Source organism: Microbacterium sp. Be9 (assembly GCF_011754135.1).
Taxonomy (GTDB): Bacteria; Actinomycetota; Actinomycetes; order Actinomycetales; family Microbacteriaceae; genus Microbacterium; species Microbacterium maritypicum_A.
This window is the reverse complement of record NZ_WNWT01000006.1, coordinates 199,282-213,341: the sequence shown is the minus strand read 5'-3', so window position 1 is coordinate 213,341 and position 14,060 is coordinate 199,282. Positions and strand designations below refer to the sequence as shown.

The 14,060-nt window shown below is 68.5% G+C and carries 13 protein-coding genes; 3 read left to right on the top strand and 10 right to left on the bottom strand.

The genetic code is table 11. The features are described from left to right. Window positions 1-215: 215 nt before the first annotated feature. The 3 genes from GLO27_RS11895 (at window position 216) to GLO27_RS11885 (ending at window position 3,084) form a co-directional block, all read left to right on the top strand. Window positions 216-1,211, top strand: coding sequence for a putative F420-0 ABC transporter substrate-binding protein (locus GLO27_RS11895; protein ID WP_167255051.1), 996 nt, complete (start codon window positions 216-218; stop codon window positions 1,209-1,211). Window positions 1,212-1,291: 80 nt separating this feature from the next. Then, complete coding sequence (locus tag GLO27_RS11890; protein ID WP_167256139.1) at window positions 1,292-2,278, top strand: putative F420-0 ABC transporter permease subunit; 987 nt, start codon at window positions 1,292-1,294, stop codon at window positions 2,276-2,278. Beyond that, on the top strand, window positions 2,275-3,084 hold the full coding sequence (locus tag GLO27_RS11885; RefSeq protein ID WP_036271971.1) for an ABC transporter ATP-binding protein: 810 nt from the start codon (window positions 2,275-2,277) through the stop codon (window positions 3,082-3,084). The genes GLO27_RS11890 and GLO27_RS11885 overlap by 4 nt, the downstream gene beginning before the upstream one ends. 20 nt (window positions 3,085-3,104) lie before the next feature. Here the strand turns inward: GLO27_RS11885 and GLO27_RS11880 are convergent, their stop codons facing one another. The 10 genes from GLO27_RS11880 to GLO27_RS11835 form a co-directional block, all read right to left on the bottom strand. Continuing rightward, window positions 3,105-3,518 carry a hypothetical protein gene (locus GLO27_RS11880; protein WP_136025495.1) on the bottom strand — a complete coding sequence of 138 codons (414 nt, stop codon included), beginning with the start codon at window positions 3,516-3,518 and terminating at the stop codon, window positions 3,105-3,107. Between the two features lie 194 nt (window positions 3,519-3,712). Further along, the gene (gene cofD, locus GLO27_RS11875; protein ID WP_167255049.1) at window positions 3,713-4,741 is read right to left on the bottom strand and encodes a 2-phospho-L-lactate transferase; all 1,029 of its coding nucleotides are present in this window, start codon (window positions 4,739-4,741) and stop codon (window positions 3,713-3,715) included. Continuing rightward, window positions 4,738-5,409, bottom strand: coding sequence for a 2-phospho-L-lactate guanylyltransferase (gene cofC / locus GLO27_RS11870; protein ID WP_136024774.1), 672 nt, complete (start codon window positions 5,407-5,409; stop codon window positions 4,738-4,740). The genes cofD and cofC overlap by 4 nt, the downstream gene beginning before the upstream one ends. A 10-nt stretch (window positions 5,410-5,419) precedes the next feature. Continuing rightward, window positions 5,420-6,490 carry a glucose-6-phosphate dehydrogenase (coenzyme-F420) gene (gene fgd / locus GLO27_RS11865; RefSeq protein WP_167255047.1) on the bottom strand — a complete coding sequence of 357 codons (1,071 nt, stop codon included), beginning with the start codon at window positions 6,488-6,490 and terminating at the stop codon, window positions 5,420-5,422. Beyond that, a complete protein-coding gene (cofE, locus tag GLO27_RS11860; protein WP_021201474.1) occupies window positions 6,487-7,317 on the bottom strand; it encodes a coenzyme F420-0:L-glutamate ligase in 831 nt (276 codons plus the stop codon). Before cofE ends, fgd begins: the two co-directional genes overlap by 4 nt. After that, complete coding sequence (locus GLO27_RS11855; RefSeq protein ID WP_021201473.1) at window positions 7,314-8,306, bottom strand: TIGR03557 family F420-dependent LLM class oxidoreductase; 993 nt, start codon at window positions 8,304-8,306, stop codon at window positions 7,314-7,316. Before GLO27_RS11855 ends, cofE begins: the two co-directional genes overlap by 4 nt. A 256-nt stretch (window positions 8,307-8,562) precedes the next feature. Next, a complete protein-coding gene (locus tag GLO27_RS11850) occupies window positions 8,563-9,483 on the bottom strand; it encodes a DUF3800 domain-containing protein (RefSeq protein ID WP_167255045.1) in 921 nt (306 codons plus the stop codon). Window positions 9,484-9,832: 349 nt separating this feature from the next. After that, on the bottom strand, window positions 9,833-11,653 hold the full coding sequence (locus tag GLO27_RS11845) for an iron ABC transporter permease (RefSeq protein ID WP_167255043.1): 1,821 nt from the start codon (window positions 11,651-11,653) through the stop codon (window positions 9,833-9,835). 47 nt (window positions 11,654-11,700) lie between these two features. Beyond that, the gene (locus GLO27_RS11840; protein WP_167255041.1) at window positions 11,701-12,861 is read right to left on the bottom strand and encodes an ABC transporter substrate-binding protein; all 1,161 of its coding nucleotides are present in this window, start codon (window positions 12,859-12,861) and stop codon (window positions 11,701-11,703) included. 57 nt (window positions 12,862-12,918) lie between these two features. Further along, window positions 12,919-14,043: an ABC transporter ATP-binding protein gene (locus GLO27_RS11835; RefSeq protein WP_167255039.1), complete on the bottom strand. Its 1,125-nt coding sequence runs from the start codon at window positions 14,041-14,043 to the stop codon at window positions 12,919-12,921. Between the last annotated feature and the right edge of the window lie 17 nt (window positions 14,044-14,060).

Genomic DNA, 14,060 nt, shown 5'->3' with positions numbered 1-14,060 from the left:
GAACGCGGCGTCGCGATCGGCGATGTGCGCCGCTGCGGTGGGGCGTTTCCCATCCTTATCCCTTTTGGATCCAGAATCCAGTATTGATTTGGATCCAGTATCCGCGCTACCATGACCGCATCGCGTCGACCCGATTGGCCGATGCCGGTGGTCCCGACCTGGACTGCGAACGTGCTCTGTCTTGCGCCCTTCCCGTCCTCGTCTTCCGGAGAACCATGCCTGCCACCGCCCGCGCCCTCGGCGCCCTCCCCGCCCTCGCCCTGCTCGTCGCCGCCGGACTCAGCGGCTGCGCCGGCGCGCCGGCGTCATCGGCCGAAGCGCCCGACGCCGAAACCCCCAGCACCGAGCCGATCGTGCTCGACAACTGCGGCACCGAGGTCTCGCTCGGCGCCACGCCGCAGCGCATCCTCACCGTGAAGTCGTCGACTCTCGAACTCGCGCTGGCCCTCGGCGCCGGGGATCGGATCATCGGCTCCGCCTTCTCCGACGGCCCGCTGCCTGACGATCTCGCGGCGGATGCCGAGGACATCCCCGTCGTCTCCGACAAGGTGCCGTCGAAGGAGGCCGTGCTCGACCTCGAGCCCGACCTGGTGTTCGCCGGATGGGAGTCGAACTTCTCGGTCGACGGCGCCGGTGAGCGAGCCGACCTGCAGAATCTCGGCATCACCACCTACGTCGCCCCAGCGGCCTGTAAGGCTCCGGCCTACATGCCCGACCCGCTCACGTTCGACACGGTCTTCGATGGCTTCGCGGAGGCCGGCCAACTGCTCGGCGAGACGGAGGCGGCGAGCGCGCTGATCGCCGAGCAGCGCGCAGAGCTCGACGCGATCACCCCCGACGACCGTGGCCTCACGGCGCTCTGGTACTCGTCCGGCACCGACCAGCCCTTCGTGGGCGCCGGCATCGGCGCGCCGGAGATGATCATGTCGGCCGCCGGGCTCGAGAACGTCTTCGCCGACGTGCACGACACCTGGACGTCGAGCTCGTGGGAGCTGATCGCCGAGGCCGACCCCGACGTGATCGTGCTGGTGGACGCCGCCTGGAACACCGCCGCGTCGAAGATCGCGCTGCTCACCTCGAACCCGGTCACCGCACAGCTCGACGCGGTGCGGAACGAGCGGTACGTGCTGGTCGACTTCCCGGCGACCGAGGCGGGCATCCGCAACGTGAAGGCCGTGGAATCGATCGTGACGCAGCTCGGAGAGCAGTGAGCGTCACGGTTCCGCTGCGCACGGCGCTCCCTGTCACGGCGGCATCCGCCCCCCACCCCCGGGGACGTACCGTCTCGGCGATCACGGTGCTGCTGCTCGCCCTGGCGGGATCGGTGGTCGCCGCGGTCGCGATCGGGCCGGCCGACGTCGCCCCGGCCGAGCTCGCGGCGAGCGTGTGGTCGCACCTGACCGGCGCGGCCACAGGCCTCACCCCGCTCCGCGACGCGATCATCTGGGAGGGGCGAGTACCCCGCGTTCTCACGGCCGCGGCGGTCGGAGGCGGCCTGGCCCTGTGCGGTGCCGTGATGCAGGCCCTCACCCGCAACCCGCTCGCCGATCCCTACCTGCTCGGTCTGTCCTCCGGCGCCTCGACCGGCGCGGTGATCGTCATCGTGCTCGGTGCGGCGGTGGTACTGCCGTTCGCCGCGTTCGCGGGTGCGCTGCTCGCCCTGACACTCACGTTGGGCCTCGCGCGCGCGGCCGGTTCCGCAGGAGCCACCGCCGTGGTCCTCGCCGGTCTCGCCGTGTCGGCCGTGCTCGCGGCACTGACCAGCCTCGTGATCTTCTGGAGCGCGACGAACGACAGCTACCGTGAGATCCTCAGCTGGCTGCTCGGCTCGCTCGGAGGCGCCGACTGGGCGGATGCCACCCTCGCCGGGGTCGCCGTGGCGGTCTGCGCCGTCCCCCTGCTGGCTGCAGCCCGGCCACTGGACACCCTCGTACTGGGAGACACCGCGGCCGAGGCACTCGGCATCCCGGTGACGCGGCTGCGCGTGCTGCTCTTCGTGTGCACGGCGCTGCTGACCGGAGCGCTCGTGGCGGTGAGCGGGTCGATCGGCTTCGTCGGACTGATCCTGCCGCACGCGGTTCGGGCGGTCGTCGGCGCCCGGCATCGCGCGCTGCTGCCGGTCTCGTTCCTCGCGGGCGCCGTGTTCCTCATCTGGGCCGACACCATCGCCCGCACCGTGTTCGAGCCACGCGAGCTCCCGGTCGGGATCGTCACCGCTTTGATCGGCGGCCCCGTGTTCGCGCTGCTGATGCTGCGTATGCGGAAGAGCCGCGCATGACCGGAGTGCGTGAGGACGGCCTCGATGCCCGACGCATCCGATTCGCGCACGGGGGTCGGATCCTCTGCGACGACATGCACATCACCGCCCCCGGAGGTTCGGTGACCGCTCTCCTCGGACCCAACGGCTCGGGCAAGAGCACGCTGCTGCGGCTGATCGCCGGAACCCTGCGGGGCGAGGTCGAGACCCTCGCGCTCGACGGCGCATCGCTGCCGTCGATGCGGCGGCGGGAGCGCGCACAGCGCGTCGCCCTGGTCGAGCAGGAGTGGTCGACCGCCGAGGGGATGACCGGGCGCGACATCGTCGGGCTCGGACTGCTTCCCCACCGCGGGTGGCTGTCGTTCGAGGGGGCGCAGACGGATGCCGTCGCCACCGATGCGGCTCTCGTCCGCGCGGGGGCGCTCGAGTTCGCGGAGCGCGATGCCGCGACCCTGTCCGGCGGCGAACGCCAACGGGTGAACCTCGCGAGGGCCCTCGCTCAGCGACCGGCGCTGCTGTTGTGCGACGAGCCGACGAACCACCTCGACATCCGCGCGCAGCTGGACGCACTCGCCCTCCTCGCGTCCCTCGCGCGCGACGGCATGACCGTGCTGGCTGCTCTGCACGATCTCAATCACGCGGCGGCATTCGCCGATCGCGTCGTCGTGATCGCCGACGGTCACGTGCAGGCGGCGGGTTCCCCACAGGAGGTGCTGACGCGGGAGCTCATCGCGCGCGTCTGGCAGGTCGACGCCGAGGTGCTCCTCCGGCCGGGCAGCGATCGTCCGCTGATCGTGTTCGATGCGGCTCCCGCCCTCACGCGCTGACCGGTTCGGACGATCGGGATTCAGACGAGCTCGGCGGATGCGAACTGCGGAGCGAGGACGAACGAGCCCAAGCGGTGCGCGAGCGCTTCCGCCTCGGCCTCCAGCGCCACCTGCTCCTGGCAGTCGTCGAGCGCCACGGAGCCGGCACCCCCTCCCACCCCGACGAGCGCGCATACCTGCGCGGGCTTCCGCAGCTGGTCGAAGGTCATGGGCAGACTCTCGCATCGCGTGTGCCCGCACAGCAGGTGCGAGAGCTCGTGGATCACCACGTGCAGTCGGTACCACTGCGGATCGGAGCGGCGGACCGGAATCCTCGCACGGTCACCGTCGACGAGCAGGAACCGCGGAACGGCCCGCCACTCCTCCTCGTTCAACACGTCGACCTCGATGTCCAGCCCCAGCAGGGCGGACGCCCGTTCCGTGATGCACTGCATGCTCGCGCCGCACTCGACCTCCAACTCTTCGAAGAGCCGGTCCACTCGACTTCGACCACTCACGATTCCCTCACCCCTCGCACAGCCCGACCCCCTTTCGGCCGGACAACCCTCACAGTGGAGAGACGGCGGTGGGGGCCCGGTCATTACGCCGAAAGACTGGGAACTTTCGGCCAGTCTTTCGAGACCTGTGACTATGACGTTTGGTGCGCGTCGAGCTCAGCTGAGTGGAGAGCCTCGGCGGCGAGAGCCGTCGCAGTGTCGAGATCGCGCATCCACAGCGGATGCACCGGCGCGCGCAGTCCGGCCGCCTCGAGCCCGCCTGCGAGAGAAGCATCCTCCTCGGCGATGAGCCACGCATCCAACAGTCCGCCGGCTGCGCGTGCCCCGTAGTGGTGTCCGACCGCGTCGGCGGTGGCGGCGAGACCGATGGCGGCGAGACAGGCGTCGGCCATACCGCGCACGGGCTCACCGGCGATGATCGGCGACACCCCGACCACGGCTCCGGGGGCGGCACGTACGGCGTCGGAGATGCCGGGGACCGAGAGGATCGGCCCGAGCGAGACCACGGGATTCGACGGGGCGAACAGGATGACGTCCGCCGCAGCCAGCGCGTCGACCACTCCGGGTGCGGGCGCGGACTGCGCGATCCCCGGCGCATCGAACCGCTGCGCCGGGAGGGTCGCACGATGCCGGGTCCACCACTCCTGGAAGTGCATCCGACCCCGGGCGGTGAACACGTGGGTGTCGACTTCGGTATCGGTCATGGGCAGCAGTCGGATGCCGAGCGGCCATCGGGAGGCGAGGCGATCGACGACCTCGGTCACGGAGGCGCCGTCGCGGAGCCAGCCCGTGCGGGCGATGTGCGCACCGAGGTCGAGGTCACCCAACGTGAACCACGGCCAGCCGGCTCCCCATGCCTGCAACTCGGTGGCGACGCGCTCGCTCTCTCCCGCCCTCCCCCATCCGCGTGCGGTGTCGTTGACACCGGCGAGCGCGTAGATCATCGAGTCGACATCGGGCTGCAGCCGCAGGCCGCTGAGCCACAGGTCGTCGCCGGTGTTGACGATCACCGTGATCTCGGCTCGGGTTCCTCCCGCGGCATCCGGCCACCGTCGCCGTGCGGCCTCCCGCACACCGACCACGAACTTCGATCCGCCGACGCCACCGGCGAGGACGACGATGCGCGGGCCATCGGAGGTGTCGGCGACGCCGCCGGTCATGAGGCGAGCACCAGCGGTCGGTCGACCAGCGCCGCGGTGCGCGGGCCCAGTCCGGCACGGCGGGCGGCCCGCAGGTGCTCGGCATGATCGAGGTCACGTCGCAGACCGCTCAAGACGGGAAACCCGACCTCGACGAAGCCGGCCGCGCGATGTGCGGAGGCCGAGTCCACCCCGAAACACGGAGTGAGGTCGAAACCCGCCCGCGCCGTGGCGAGCACGGTGCCGGTGCCCTCGGCGTCCGGCACGAACGCCCGGGAGTGCGAAGAGGCGAACGCGAGCGCCCTGGCCAGCTCGTCGGGGCGCAGCGCCGGCAGGTCGCCGAGCATCACGGCACGAGGGCGCAGGTCGGGGGCCGCGCTCACGCCGAGCCCGATCGCCGCGGTCAGCCCTTCGCTGCGGTCGCGCACCAGTCGCACCCGCGGCAGCACACGCAGAGCGGTCGCCGTGACCTCGTCGCTCGTGACGACGATGACTTCGGCGACGCGCTCGCATGCGGTGGCCGCCTCGACCGTGTCGAGGGCGATCGCGCGGGCGAGGGGCTCGCGATCGACGCCGGGGATGCGCAACCGCGACTTGCCGATCTCGGCGCGCTTCACCGGGATCACCACGATCCACTCACGAGCGGGCACTCCCGGCAGCGGCACCCCGACTCCCGAACCGCGGATCATCTCCGTCGCCTCACCCGCGCAGTTCGGCAGCGGTCTCGCGCAGTACGGCGGTGTCGCGCAGTACGGCGGTGTCGCGCAGCCGGGGCGCGATGTCGCGCTCGAACAGTTGCAGGAACCGGCGCTGGTCGTGACCCGGCGCGTGGAAGACGAGGTGGTTGAAGCCCCAGTCGATGTACTGCTGGATCTCGGCGGCCACGGCATCCGGGTCGTTCCCGACGATCCAGCGCTTGGCGATGGTCTCGAGCGGCAGCGCATCGGCGGCCTTCTCCATCTCGACGGGGTCGGTGATGTCGTGCTTCTGCTCCTTCGAGAGCGACAGCGGCGACCAGAAGCGGGTGTTCTCCAACGCCGCCTCCCGGGTCTCCTCGTACGACAGCTTGATCTCGATCATCCGGTCGTAGTCGTCGAACGAGCGCTCGGACTGCTCGAGCCCCTCTCTCACGGCCGGGAGCAGCTGGTCGACGTAGAGCTCCTGGCCCTTGCCCGAGGTGCAGATGAAGCCGTCGCCCGCGCGCCCGGCGTAGCGCGCGACCATCGGTCCGCCCGCGGCGATGTAGATCGGGATGCCGCCCTCGGGACGGTCGTAGATCGAGGCGTCGTGCGTGGAGTAGTACTCGCCGTCGAAGTTCACCCGGTCGCCCGACCACAACGCCCGCATCAGACGCACGGATTCGCGCAGCCGCGCATAGCGCTCCTTGAACTCGGGCCACTCCTGCTCCCCGGCGCCGCGGAATCCGGTCGCGATCTCGTTCAGCGCCTCGCCAGAGCCGACGCCGAGGATGATGCGGTCCTGGTACAGGCAGCCCAGGCTCGCGAACGCCTGCGCGAGCACGGCAGGGTTGTAACGGAAGGTCGGGGTCAGCACCGAGGTGCCGATGCGGATGCTCGACGTGCGCTCGCCCACCGCCGCCATCCAGGTGAGCGAGAACGGAGCATGGCCGCCGGTGTGGCGCCAGGGCTGGAAGTGGTCGCTCGCGAACACGGACTGCATGCCGTGCGCCTCGGCCGCGACCGAGATCTCGACCAGCTCCCGGGGGTCGAACTGCTCCGCGCTGGCCTTGTATCCGAGAGTCAGTGTCATGTCGCATCCTTCGTGTCGGGTTCCTGCTGTGCGTGTAGGTGCTGTTCCTGGGTGCCGAGGTCTGCGAGCGCAGCGGCGTAACCGTCGCGGTATCCCTGGTCGAGTGCTTCGGCGGTGCCCAACCAGAAGAGGTCGCGCTCCGCGCCGCGCACGATGCTGGCGGCCCCGGGCAGGGTGAGGGGTCCGACAAGGTCGCCCCGCCCTCGCACCACGGCGACCGGGTTGCCGCTCGCCTTGCCCTTGACCAGATCTGCGGCCGCGGCGAGCTCGTCCGCGACACACGGGGTCGTGACGCTCAGGACCTTTCCCGCCTGGTCGGTCGTGCCACGGAGGTCGGCGATCATGTGCACGCCCCCGCCGCCGATCGCGACGTCGGTCTGCCCTTCGCGCCAGGGACGGCCGAGGGTGTCACTGAGGATCACGCCCACCTCCGCGCCCGTGGCCGCCCGCAGTCCCGCGGCGAGCGCACGCGCCGAACGGTCGGGGTCTTCGGGGAGCAGCAGCACCCAGCCGTCCGGGGTGTTGCTGGCATCGACGCCGGCGGCCGCGGCCACCATGCCGAGCCGGTTCTCGACGATGCGCATGGTGTGCCCGTCGAAGGTGCGAGAGGCGACGAGCCGCACGGTCTCGGCGGTGATGGCCTCTTCGCGGTCGGCGGCCTGTACGTAGCGGCCTTCGGCCTTGGAGACGATCTTCGAGGTGACGACGAGGATGTCGCCGTGGGCGAGTTCGACGCCGGTCGCGAGGATCAGGGCCACGAGGTCATCACCGGGGTGCACCTCGCCGATGCCGGCGAGGGCGAAGACGGTGATCGCGGGGGCGCTCATGCGTGCACCTTCGGCAGCACGTCGCGGCCGAAGACCTCGACGAACTCCCGCTGGTCGGGCCCGACGTTGTGCAGGTAGATGCGCGTGAAGCCGAGGTCGACGTAGCGCTGGATCTGCGCGCGGTGCACCTCGGGGTCAGCGGAGATGAGCATCGACGCCCGCATGTCGTCGGCCGTCACCCCGCGCACGAGTTGCTCGAAGTCGTACGGCGAGCGCACGTCGCCCCGGCGCATCCGGAGTCCGCCGATCGGCCACTCGGTCAGTGCGTTCGCGAGGGCCTGCTCGTCGGTCGGCGCCCACGAGAGCCGCAGCTGGAGCACCTTCGGGAGGGCCTCGGGGTCGTGCCCCGCCTCCCGTGCCCCGTCGGCGAATCGGGCGAGCAGCGGGGCGAGGCGCTCGACTTCGGCCGAGGTCGTGATCAGGCCGTCGGCGTTCCGGCCGGCGCGGCGAGCGGTGGCCGGGCCCGCCGTGGCCACGTAGACCGGTGGCGCAGTGGGCGGCATCGTCCAGAGCCGGGTCGATTCCATGCGGAAGTGCTCGCCACGGTGGCGGGTGTCGCGACCGGCGATCGAGGCGGTGAAGAGCTTGCGGATCAGGTCGACGGCCTCGAACATGCGGTCGATGCGCTCGGCGGGTTCGGGCCAGTATTCGCCGACGATGTGCTCGTTCAGCGCCTCCCCCGATCCGACGCCGAGCCAGGCCCGGTCGGGGTAGAGGGTCGCCAGCGTCGCTGCGGCCTGCGCGACCACGGCGGGATGCGTGCGGAAGCCGGGGGTCGTGACGCCGGGGCCGAGGTCGCCGGTGGTGTGCGCGCCGATCGCGCCGAGCATGGTCCACACATGGGCGGCGTTGCGGTGGCGGGGAAGCCAGGGCTGGAAGTGATCGGTGGCCATGATCCCGCGGAACCCGTGCGCCTCGGCGAGGACGCAGTTCTCGATCACGGCGGTCGGCTCGATCTGCTCGAGCATCGCGGCGTACCCGATGTGCATGCGGCCTCCTCACCCTTTCTTCTCCTGCTGTTCCTATTGAATGGATACTGGATCCAAAAGTCAAGAGATGGATGAGTCAGTTCCTGCCAGCATTGACTCAACGTGTAGCCGCATCAAGAAGCGAGCGAGCTCGTCCGCAGAGGTCACGGCCCGACGCTGAAGTTCCAGCTGATCACGGACCCCGGTCGTTTTTCCAGGCAGGAGGACACCTTGCGTGACCGCTGAACTCAGGCGGTCATGCCGACCCACGCCAGCGTCACGAGTCCTTCTTGGTTCCGCGTGCGCGTTCTGCAGCAGCTTTAAGGCGAGGCGCGATCGCAGGATCGAGCGTCGCACCGATTCTGTGGCCGTCGGTTACCGGGTACAGCGGACGGTTCGCTCGAACGATGTCGCTGTGGTTGAAGTCGCTGACACCTCGGTGCCACAGATGCAGCTTCGACTCGGTGGTAAATGCCCCGTGGACTGCCGGCAGCAGCTGTCCTTTAGATGTCACCCATCCGTATGGGGAGTCCTCAATCAGGTGGTAGTTGATGGCGCGGGAGACGCATGCTGCGACCCAGTCGGCAAACTGGATGTTCGAACTGAGAACACTGTCGACATGCATGGGAGGTTCGATGATGCGTCGCATCTCTTCGAACTCTGCTGCACGACCAAGGATGTGCCCGTACATATTGGGCAGACGTTCGGCACGAGTCTTCTCGTTGATCTGATCGATGACGACCATCACGTGCGTGTCGTTCCCATGCGCGTATCGGGCGATTCGATTCAGGGACTCTCGCATCGCCGCAGTCTCACGCTCTTGCGGGTCGAGGCGCGTTTGCCCGGGCGTGCCCAGAGGCTTCTCATCCGCGTAGTAGAACAGCCTGCCGCCCAGGTTGCGGAGCTGGTTCACGAGACCGTTGAATGCACGAATTTGGTAGGTGTATGCCACCGAGGAGTCCGGGCGAAAGATGTCCGCGCCCTTGCGCTCCCAACGCCCCGGGTGCTCTGCTTGCGAGATTTCAGCCTTGAAGAGGCTCCGCTTGACTTCGTTGAAGCGTTGGCCGAAAATCCGAGCCTTCTCGGCGGGGATGACCATGCCGGCGTACCCGAAGGCTGGGTTGGTGTTGAACCGAGGGTGGTCCCGCCCGACGAACGCACCGGTGTCGCCGATCTCATCAATGTAGGCCAGGAGCACATGGCCAGTATCCCAGCCCAACGCAGAAACCCACGCCTAGGCGTGGGTTTCTCGGATTGGCGCCCGGGGAACTATTTCATCCCTAGCTACCGAGATCCATAGTACTACTAGTGAACCTGACATTTACAGCACAGCTTCACGAAACACTACGTGGAGCACTTCGCGCGCTAGTACTTACGTTGCGCGCCGAGCGATCGCTCCTCCACCTGCGTGCCAAGGCGCGTTCGAAGGTCAGCCCCAACCACAGAACTCAGAAACTGTGGGAACTTTCGCGATCATCCGTGTTCGGCAACTCGTCTCCGTCGCGGCTCCCATCATCTGCAAGATCGATCTTCGCATCCGTCCGCCCTCACCGCCCCTTGTGACGCTGCACGGCCAGGGTCACCGTCGCGGAATCGGCCGGAGCGGGAGAGGCGGCGGCGAGGTCGGGGAGACCCGCGGAGACCGCCTTGCGTGTGCGACCGATCGCTCGGCGAGAGAGCGCCCACTGCAGGCCGTAGCCGATCGCGAACACCATCAGCGTGAAGATCAGCGCCATCGCGGCCCCCTGGTCCGGCGCATACAGCTGTGCGGACCGCGGGTTGATCATGGCGTAGATGTACATCGACAGCGGCCGCGACGACGGGGTCGCCAGGAACGCCGGGAGCGTGAACTCATTGGTGCCGAGGATGAACATCTGGATCCACACCGCCATCACGGTCGGCATCAGCAGCGGCGCGATGATGCGTCGGAATCCCTCGAACCGACTCGCTCCGCTGGTGAGCGCCGCCTCCTCCAGCTCCGGCCTGATCTGCAGCGTCGCGCTGTACGACGAGCGGTAGGCGATCGACACCCGGTAGGAGTACGCGATCACGAGCGCGAGCAGCGTGCCCGCGATCGGGATGTACGGGTTGATCACCATGAAGGTGAGGAACATCGCGAAGCCGGCGATGGTCGCGGGGATCGCGACCGATGAGGAGGCGAACAGGTCCATGGCCTTCACCCACCCGGTCTTCTTGCTGCGGGCGATGCCGTAGGCGAGCACCGTTGCGAAGACCACCGCGATCGTGGCGCTGCCGCCCGCGATGATGACCGTGCGTCCGAGCGACACCCAGAACTCGGGGTCGGCGAGCACCGTGCCGAAGGCGCCGAAGTCGGTGCTGCCGAGCATCGCGTCGATCGAGAACGCCACCGGATAGGGCGTGATCGCCGCCCACAGCAGAGCGAGCAGAGGGAGGATGCCGGTGAGCAGGATGAACACGGCGACCAGCAGCATGACCGGGATCTTCCACGGCCCCATCCGCATGGTCGACGGCCGGAAGCCCTTGCCCGACACCGAGGCTCTGCGCTCGGCGTTGCGTGTCGCCCGCAGATAGATCGCGAACGCGACGGTCGTGATCACGAGGAACACCAGCCCCCATGCGGCGGCCAGACCGTACTGCGGCAGTTCGCCCGCGTTGGAGCTGATGAGCGTCCAGAGCTTGAGGGCGAAGATGTCGCGTCCCGACTCCTGGCCGAACAGCAGCGGCACCTCGAGACTGCCGAGGCCGAGGATGAAGGTCAGCACCGTCACCCCGAGGAGCCCCGGCCACAGCATCGGCAGCGTCACTCGACGAAGCGTCTGCGGCCAGGAGGCCCCCGAGACCCGCGCCGACTCCTCCAGCGAGCCGTCCATGTTCGTCAGGATCGGCACGATCATCAGGTACGGGAACGTGACGTTCGTGAGCGCCTGGATGAAGATCATCGTCGGGAACGCATAGGGATCGATCGGCACGTCGCTCGCGAACGGCAGCAGCCGCAGCAGCTGGTTGAGCACACCCGACTCGGGCGACAGCATCAGCAGGTAGGCCTGGGCCTTCACGATCGGCGGAATGATGTACGGCACGATCACTAGCACCGAGATCAGACGGCGCCACGGGGCATCCGTGCGCACCGTGACCCAGGCGAGGCCGAACGCCATCAGGAGCGTGAGCAGCGTGGACCCGCCGACGAAGGCGCCGGTCGCGCCGAGCACGCCCCAGAAGTCTTCGCGCAGCTGCCACAGGGTGACGAAGTTCTCGACACCCCACTGGGCCGACGAGACGCCGAAGGGCAGGAACGGACCACGGAACGCGGTGATCACCTGGACGATCAGCGGCACCGCGAGAAGGATGAAGATAACCGCGCCCGAGACGATCATCGCGATCGTCATCGTGGTGGGACGCTTTCGCCCCGTGGTCCGTCCTGCCTTGAACATCGTTATCCGTTCAGCGCCTTGTCGGCGGCGTTGATCATGGCCTGCCAGTCGTCACGAGTGGCCTGCGTCTCGGTCTCGGCGCCGTTCTCGAGGCCGAGCAGCAGCGCGTCGGAGTTCGTCTTCATGAGCCCGGTGGACTCGGCGAAGGTCGCGGCGGGGAGACCGGCGAACGGCACCTGCGTGCTGGCGAAGCGCTCGTCCGTCATTCGGAGGCTGATCCAGTCGGGGTCGAATGCGTTCCACAGGGTCCACAGCGCGGCCCCCGGCTTGTTCTTGGCGTCGGAGTTGACGCCGGAGAACTGCGCCCAGACTCCCGCGTGCTCGAACGGTGAGACCTGCAGCGCCGGGTTCGGGTTGAACAGCGTCTGGTTGAGCGCGATCGGCACGTCACCGCTCGACAGCGGAGCGCCCTGGTCCTCCAGCAGCTTCAGGTTGCCCGACGACAGGAGCTCGTCGATCAGCGAGACCATCTTGTCCTCGCCCTCCGCCATGCCGTATCCGGCGAAGACCACCGCGTTGTATCCGGCGACCGACACCTTGTCCTTGTATTCGGGGGCGAGCAGCCCGTCGAGCGTCTCGGGCACCGCGGTCACCTTGTCGGTGTTGTACTGGATGAGCGTGCCGTTGATGCTGTCGGGCATGAGCTCGGGGGCGCCGATGGTCAGGAACTCCTTCGGAACGCCGAAGCTCTCCCAGTCGACCTTCTCCCAGAAGCCCTCGTCGTACATCGCGGCCATCGAGGTGATCGAGCCGGACACCACATCGGTGTTGCGCGAACCGGTCGCCTTCGCCGAGATGATCGCCGACGACAGGTTGTACGTCAGCCCCCTGGTCTCGACCTTGATGTCGGGGAAGCGCTTGTTGAACTGCTCGATCACGTCAGGCGACAGCTCGTACCAGTCCCAGATGACCAGGGTGCCGCCGTCAGCCTTCTTCGCCTCTTCGTAGAGGGCGTCGAGCTGCTTGTCGATCTCGGGCCAGTACTCGTCGTAGAAGTTCTCGCAGCGGGTGATCGCTCCGACTTCCACGGCGTCGCAGGTGGCCGACGCGGCGTCGCCCTCGAGCGCGCTGTCACCGCCGCCGGCATCGGTCGATGTGTTGCATCCGGTCAAGGCGAGCGCGAAGACCGCCGTGATGGCGACAGCTCCCAGTGTTCTCTTCATGATCTGAATGTCCTCTCTGACATCAGGTGTGTGATTGCGGGTGTGGTGCGGGGTGGATCAGGCGCCCAGCACGCGGCAGGCGTGCGAGACCAGTTCGAGGAAGACCCTGCCGCCCTCGGGGGGTGTCGCGAGTGGCGCTCCGCGTCCGACGATCGTGGCGACGGGCTCGCCATCGGTGAGCACCTCGGCCTCGTACTCGACGATCTCGCCGAGGAACTCCACCCGCACGATGCGCACGGGAAGGACGTTCGGGCGATCGATGTCGGTCTCATGCCAGCGCACGGTCTCGGGACGGAACGTCAGCGTGACCTCGTCGCCGATCGAGACCCCGTCGGGCACCGGCGTCTGCAGCCGGGTGCCGAGCGCCTCGACCACCGCCTCGCCGGTGCCGTCACGATCGATCACCACGGCGGGGATCATGTTCGCGCGACCGACGAAGTTCGCCACGAATCGGTCGGCCGGCTGGTCGTAGAGCTCGCGGGGTGACGCCTCCTGCACGATGCGTCCGCCGTTCATCACGGCCACCCGATCCGACATCGACAGCGCCTCGGATTGATCGTGCGTGACGTAGAGGGCACTGATGCCGAGGGTGCGCTGCAGGCTCCGCAGCTCGTTGCGCATGGTGTCGCGCAGCTTGGCGTCGAGGTTCGACAGCGGCTCGTCGAGCAGCAGCAGACGCGGTCGGTGGGCCAACGCACGAGCGAGGGCCAGACGCTGCTGCTGACCGCCTGAGAGCGCGGTGGCCGGGCGCTGCGCGAGATGATCGAGCTGCACGAGCTCCAGCGCCTCCATCGCCCGCTTGCGCGCCTCCTGCTTCGGAAGCTTCGAACCCGCGACCTGCAGCGGGAAGATCGCGTTGGCGAACACCGTCATGTGCGGCCAGATCGCGTAGTTCTGGAACACCATGCCGATGTCGCGCTTGTCGGGCGACACGTGCGCGGTGCCGGTCGACAGCACGTTGCCGTCGAGCGAGATGACGCCGCCGTTGCTCCGTTCGAGGCCGGCGACACAGCGCAGGGTGGTGGTCTTGCCGCATCCCGACGGGCCGAGGAGCGAGTAGAACGTCCCGGGCTCGATCGTGAACGTGACGTCCTTGACCACGGGGACGGCGGCGCCGTCGAGCTCATAGTCCTTCTTCAGGGCGTCGACGACCAGTCGACCGCCTCCGGAGCTGACCGTCATCGGAGTCCTCTCGTCCT

Bases quoted from the DNA above. Each gene is read 5' to 3' on its own strand.
- GLO27_RS11895 (WP_167255051.1), top strand. From the start codon at position 216: ATGCCTGCCACCGCCCGCGCCCTCGGCGCCCTCCCCGCCCTCGCCCTG.
- GLO27_RS11885 (WP_036271971.1), top strand. From the start codon at position 2,275: ATGACCGGAGTGCGTGAGGACGGCCTCGATGCCCGACGCATCCGATTC.
- GLO27_RS11880 (WP_136025495.1), bottom strand. From the start codon at position 3,518: ATGCAGTGCATCACGGAACGGGCGTCCGCCCTGCTGGGGCTGGACATC.
- cofD (WP_167255049.1), bottom strand. From the start codon at position 4,741: ATGACCGGCGGCGTCGCCGACACCTCCGATGGCCCGCGCATCGTCGTC.
- cofC (WP_136024774.1), bottom strand. From the start codon at position 5,409: ATGATCCGCGGTTCGGGAGTCGGGGTGCCGCTGCCGGGAGTGCCCGCT.
- fgd (WP_167255047.1), bottom strand. From the start codon at position 6,490: ATGACACTGACTCTCGGATACAAGGCCAGCGCGGAGCAGTTCGACCCC.
- cofE (WP_021201474.1), bottom strand. From the start codon at position 7,317: ATGAGCGCCCCCGCGATCACCGTCTTCGCCCTCGCCGGCATCGGCGAG.
- GLO27_RS11855 (WP_021201473.1), bottom strand. From the start codon at position 8,306: ATGCACATCGGGTACGCCGCGATGCTCGAGCAGATCGAGCCGACCGCC.
- GLO27_RS11845 (WP_167255043.1), bottom strand. From the start codon at position 11,653: ATGACGATCGCGATGATCGTCTCGGGCGCGGTTATCTTCATCCTTCTC.
- GLO27_RS11840 (WP_167255041.1), bottom strand. From the start codon at position 12,861: ATGAAGAGAACACTGGGAGCTGTCGCCATCACGGCGGTCTTCGCGCTC.
- GLO27_RS11835 (WP_167255039.1), bottom strand. From the start codon at position 14,043: ATGACGGTCAGCTCCGGAGGCGGTCGACTGGTCGTCGACGCCCTGAAG.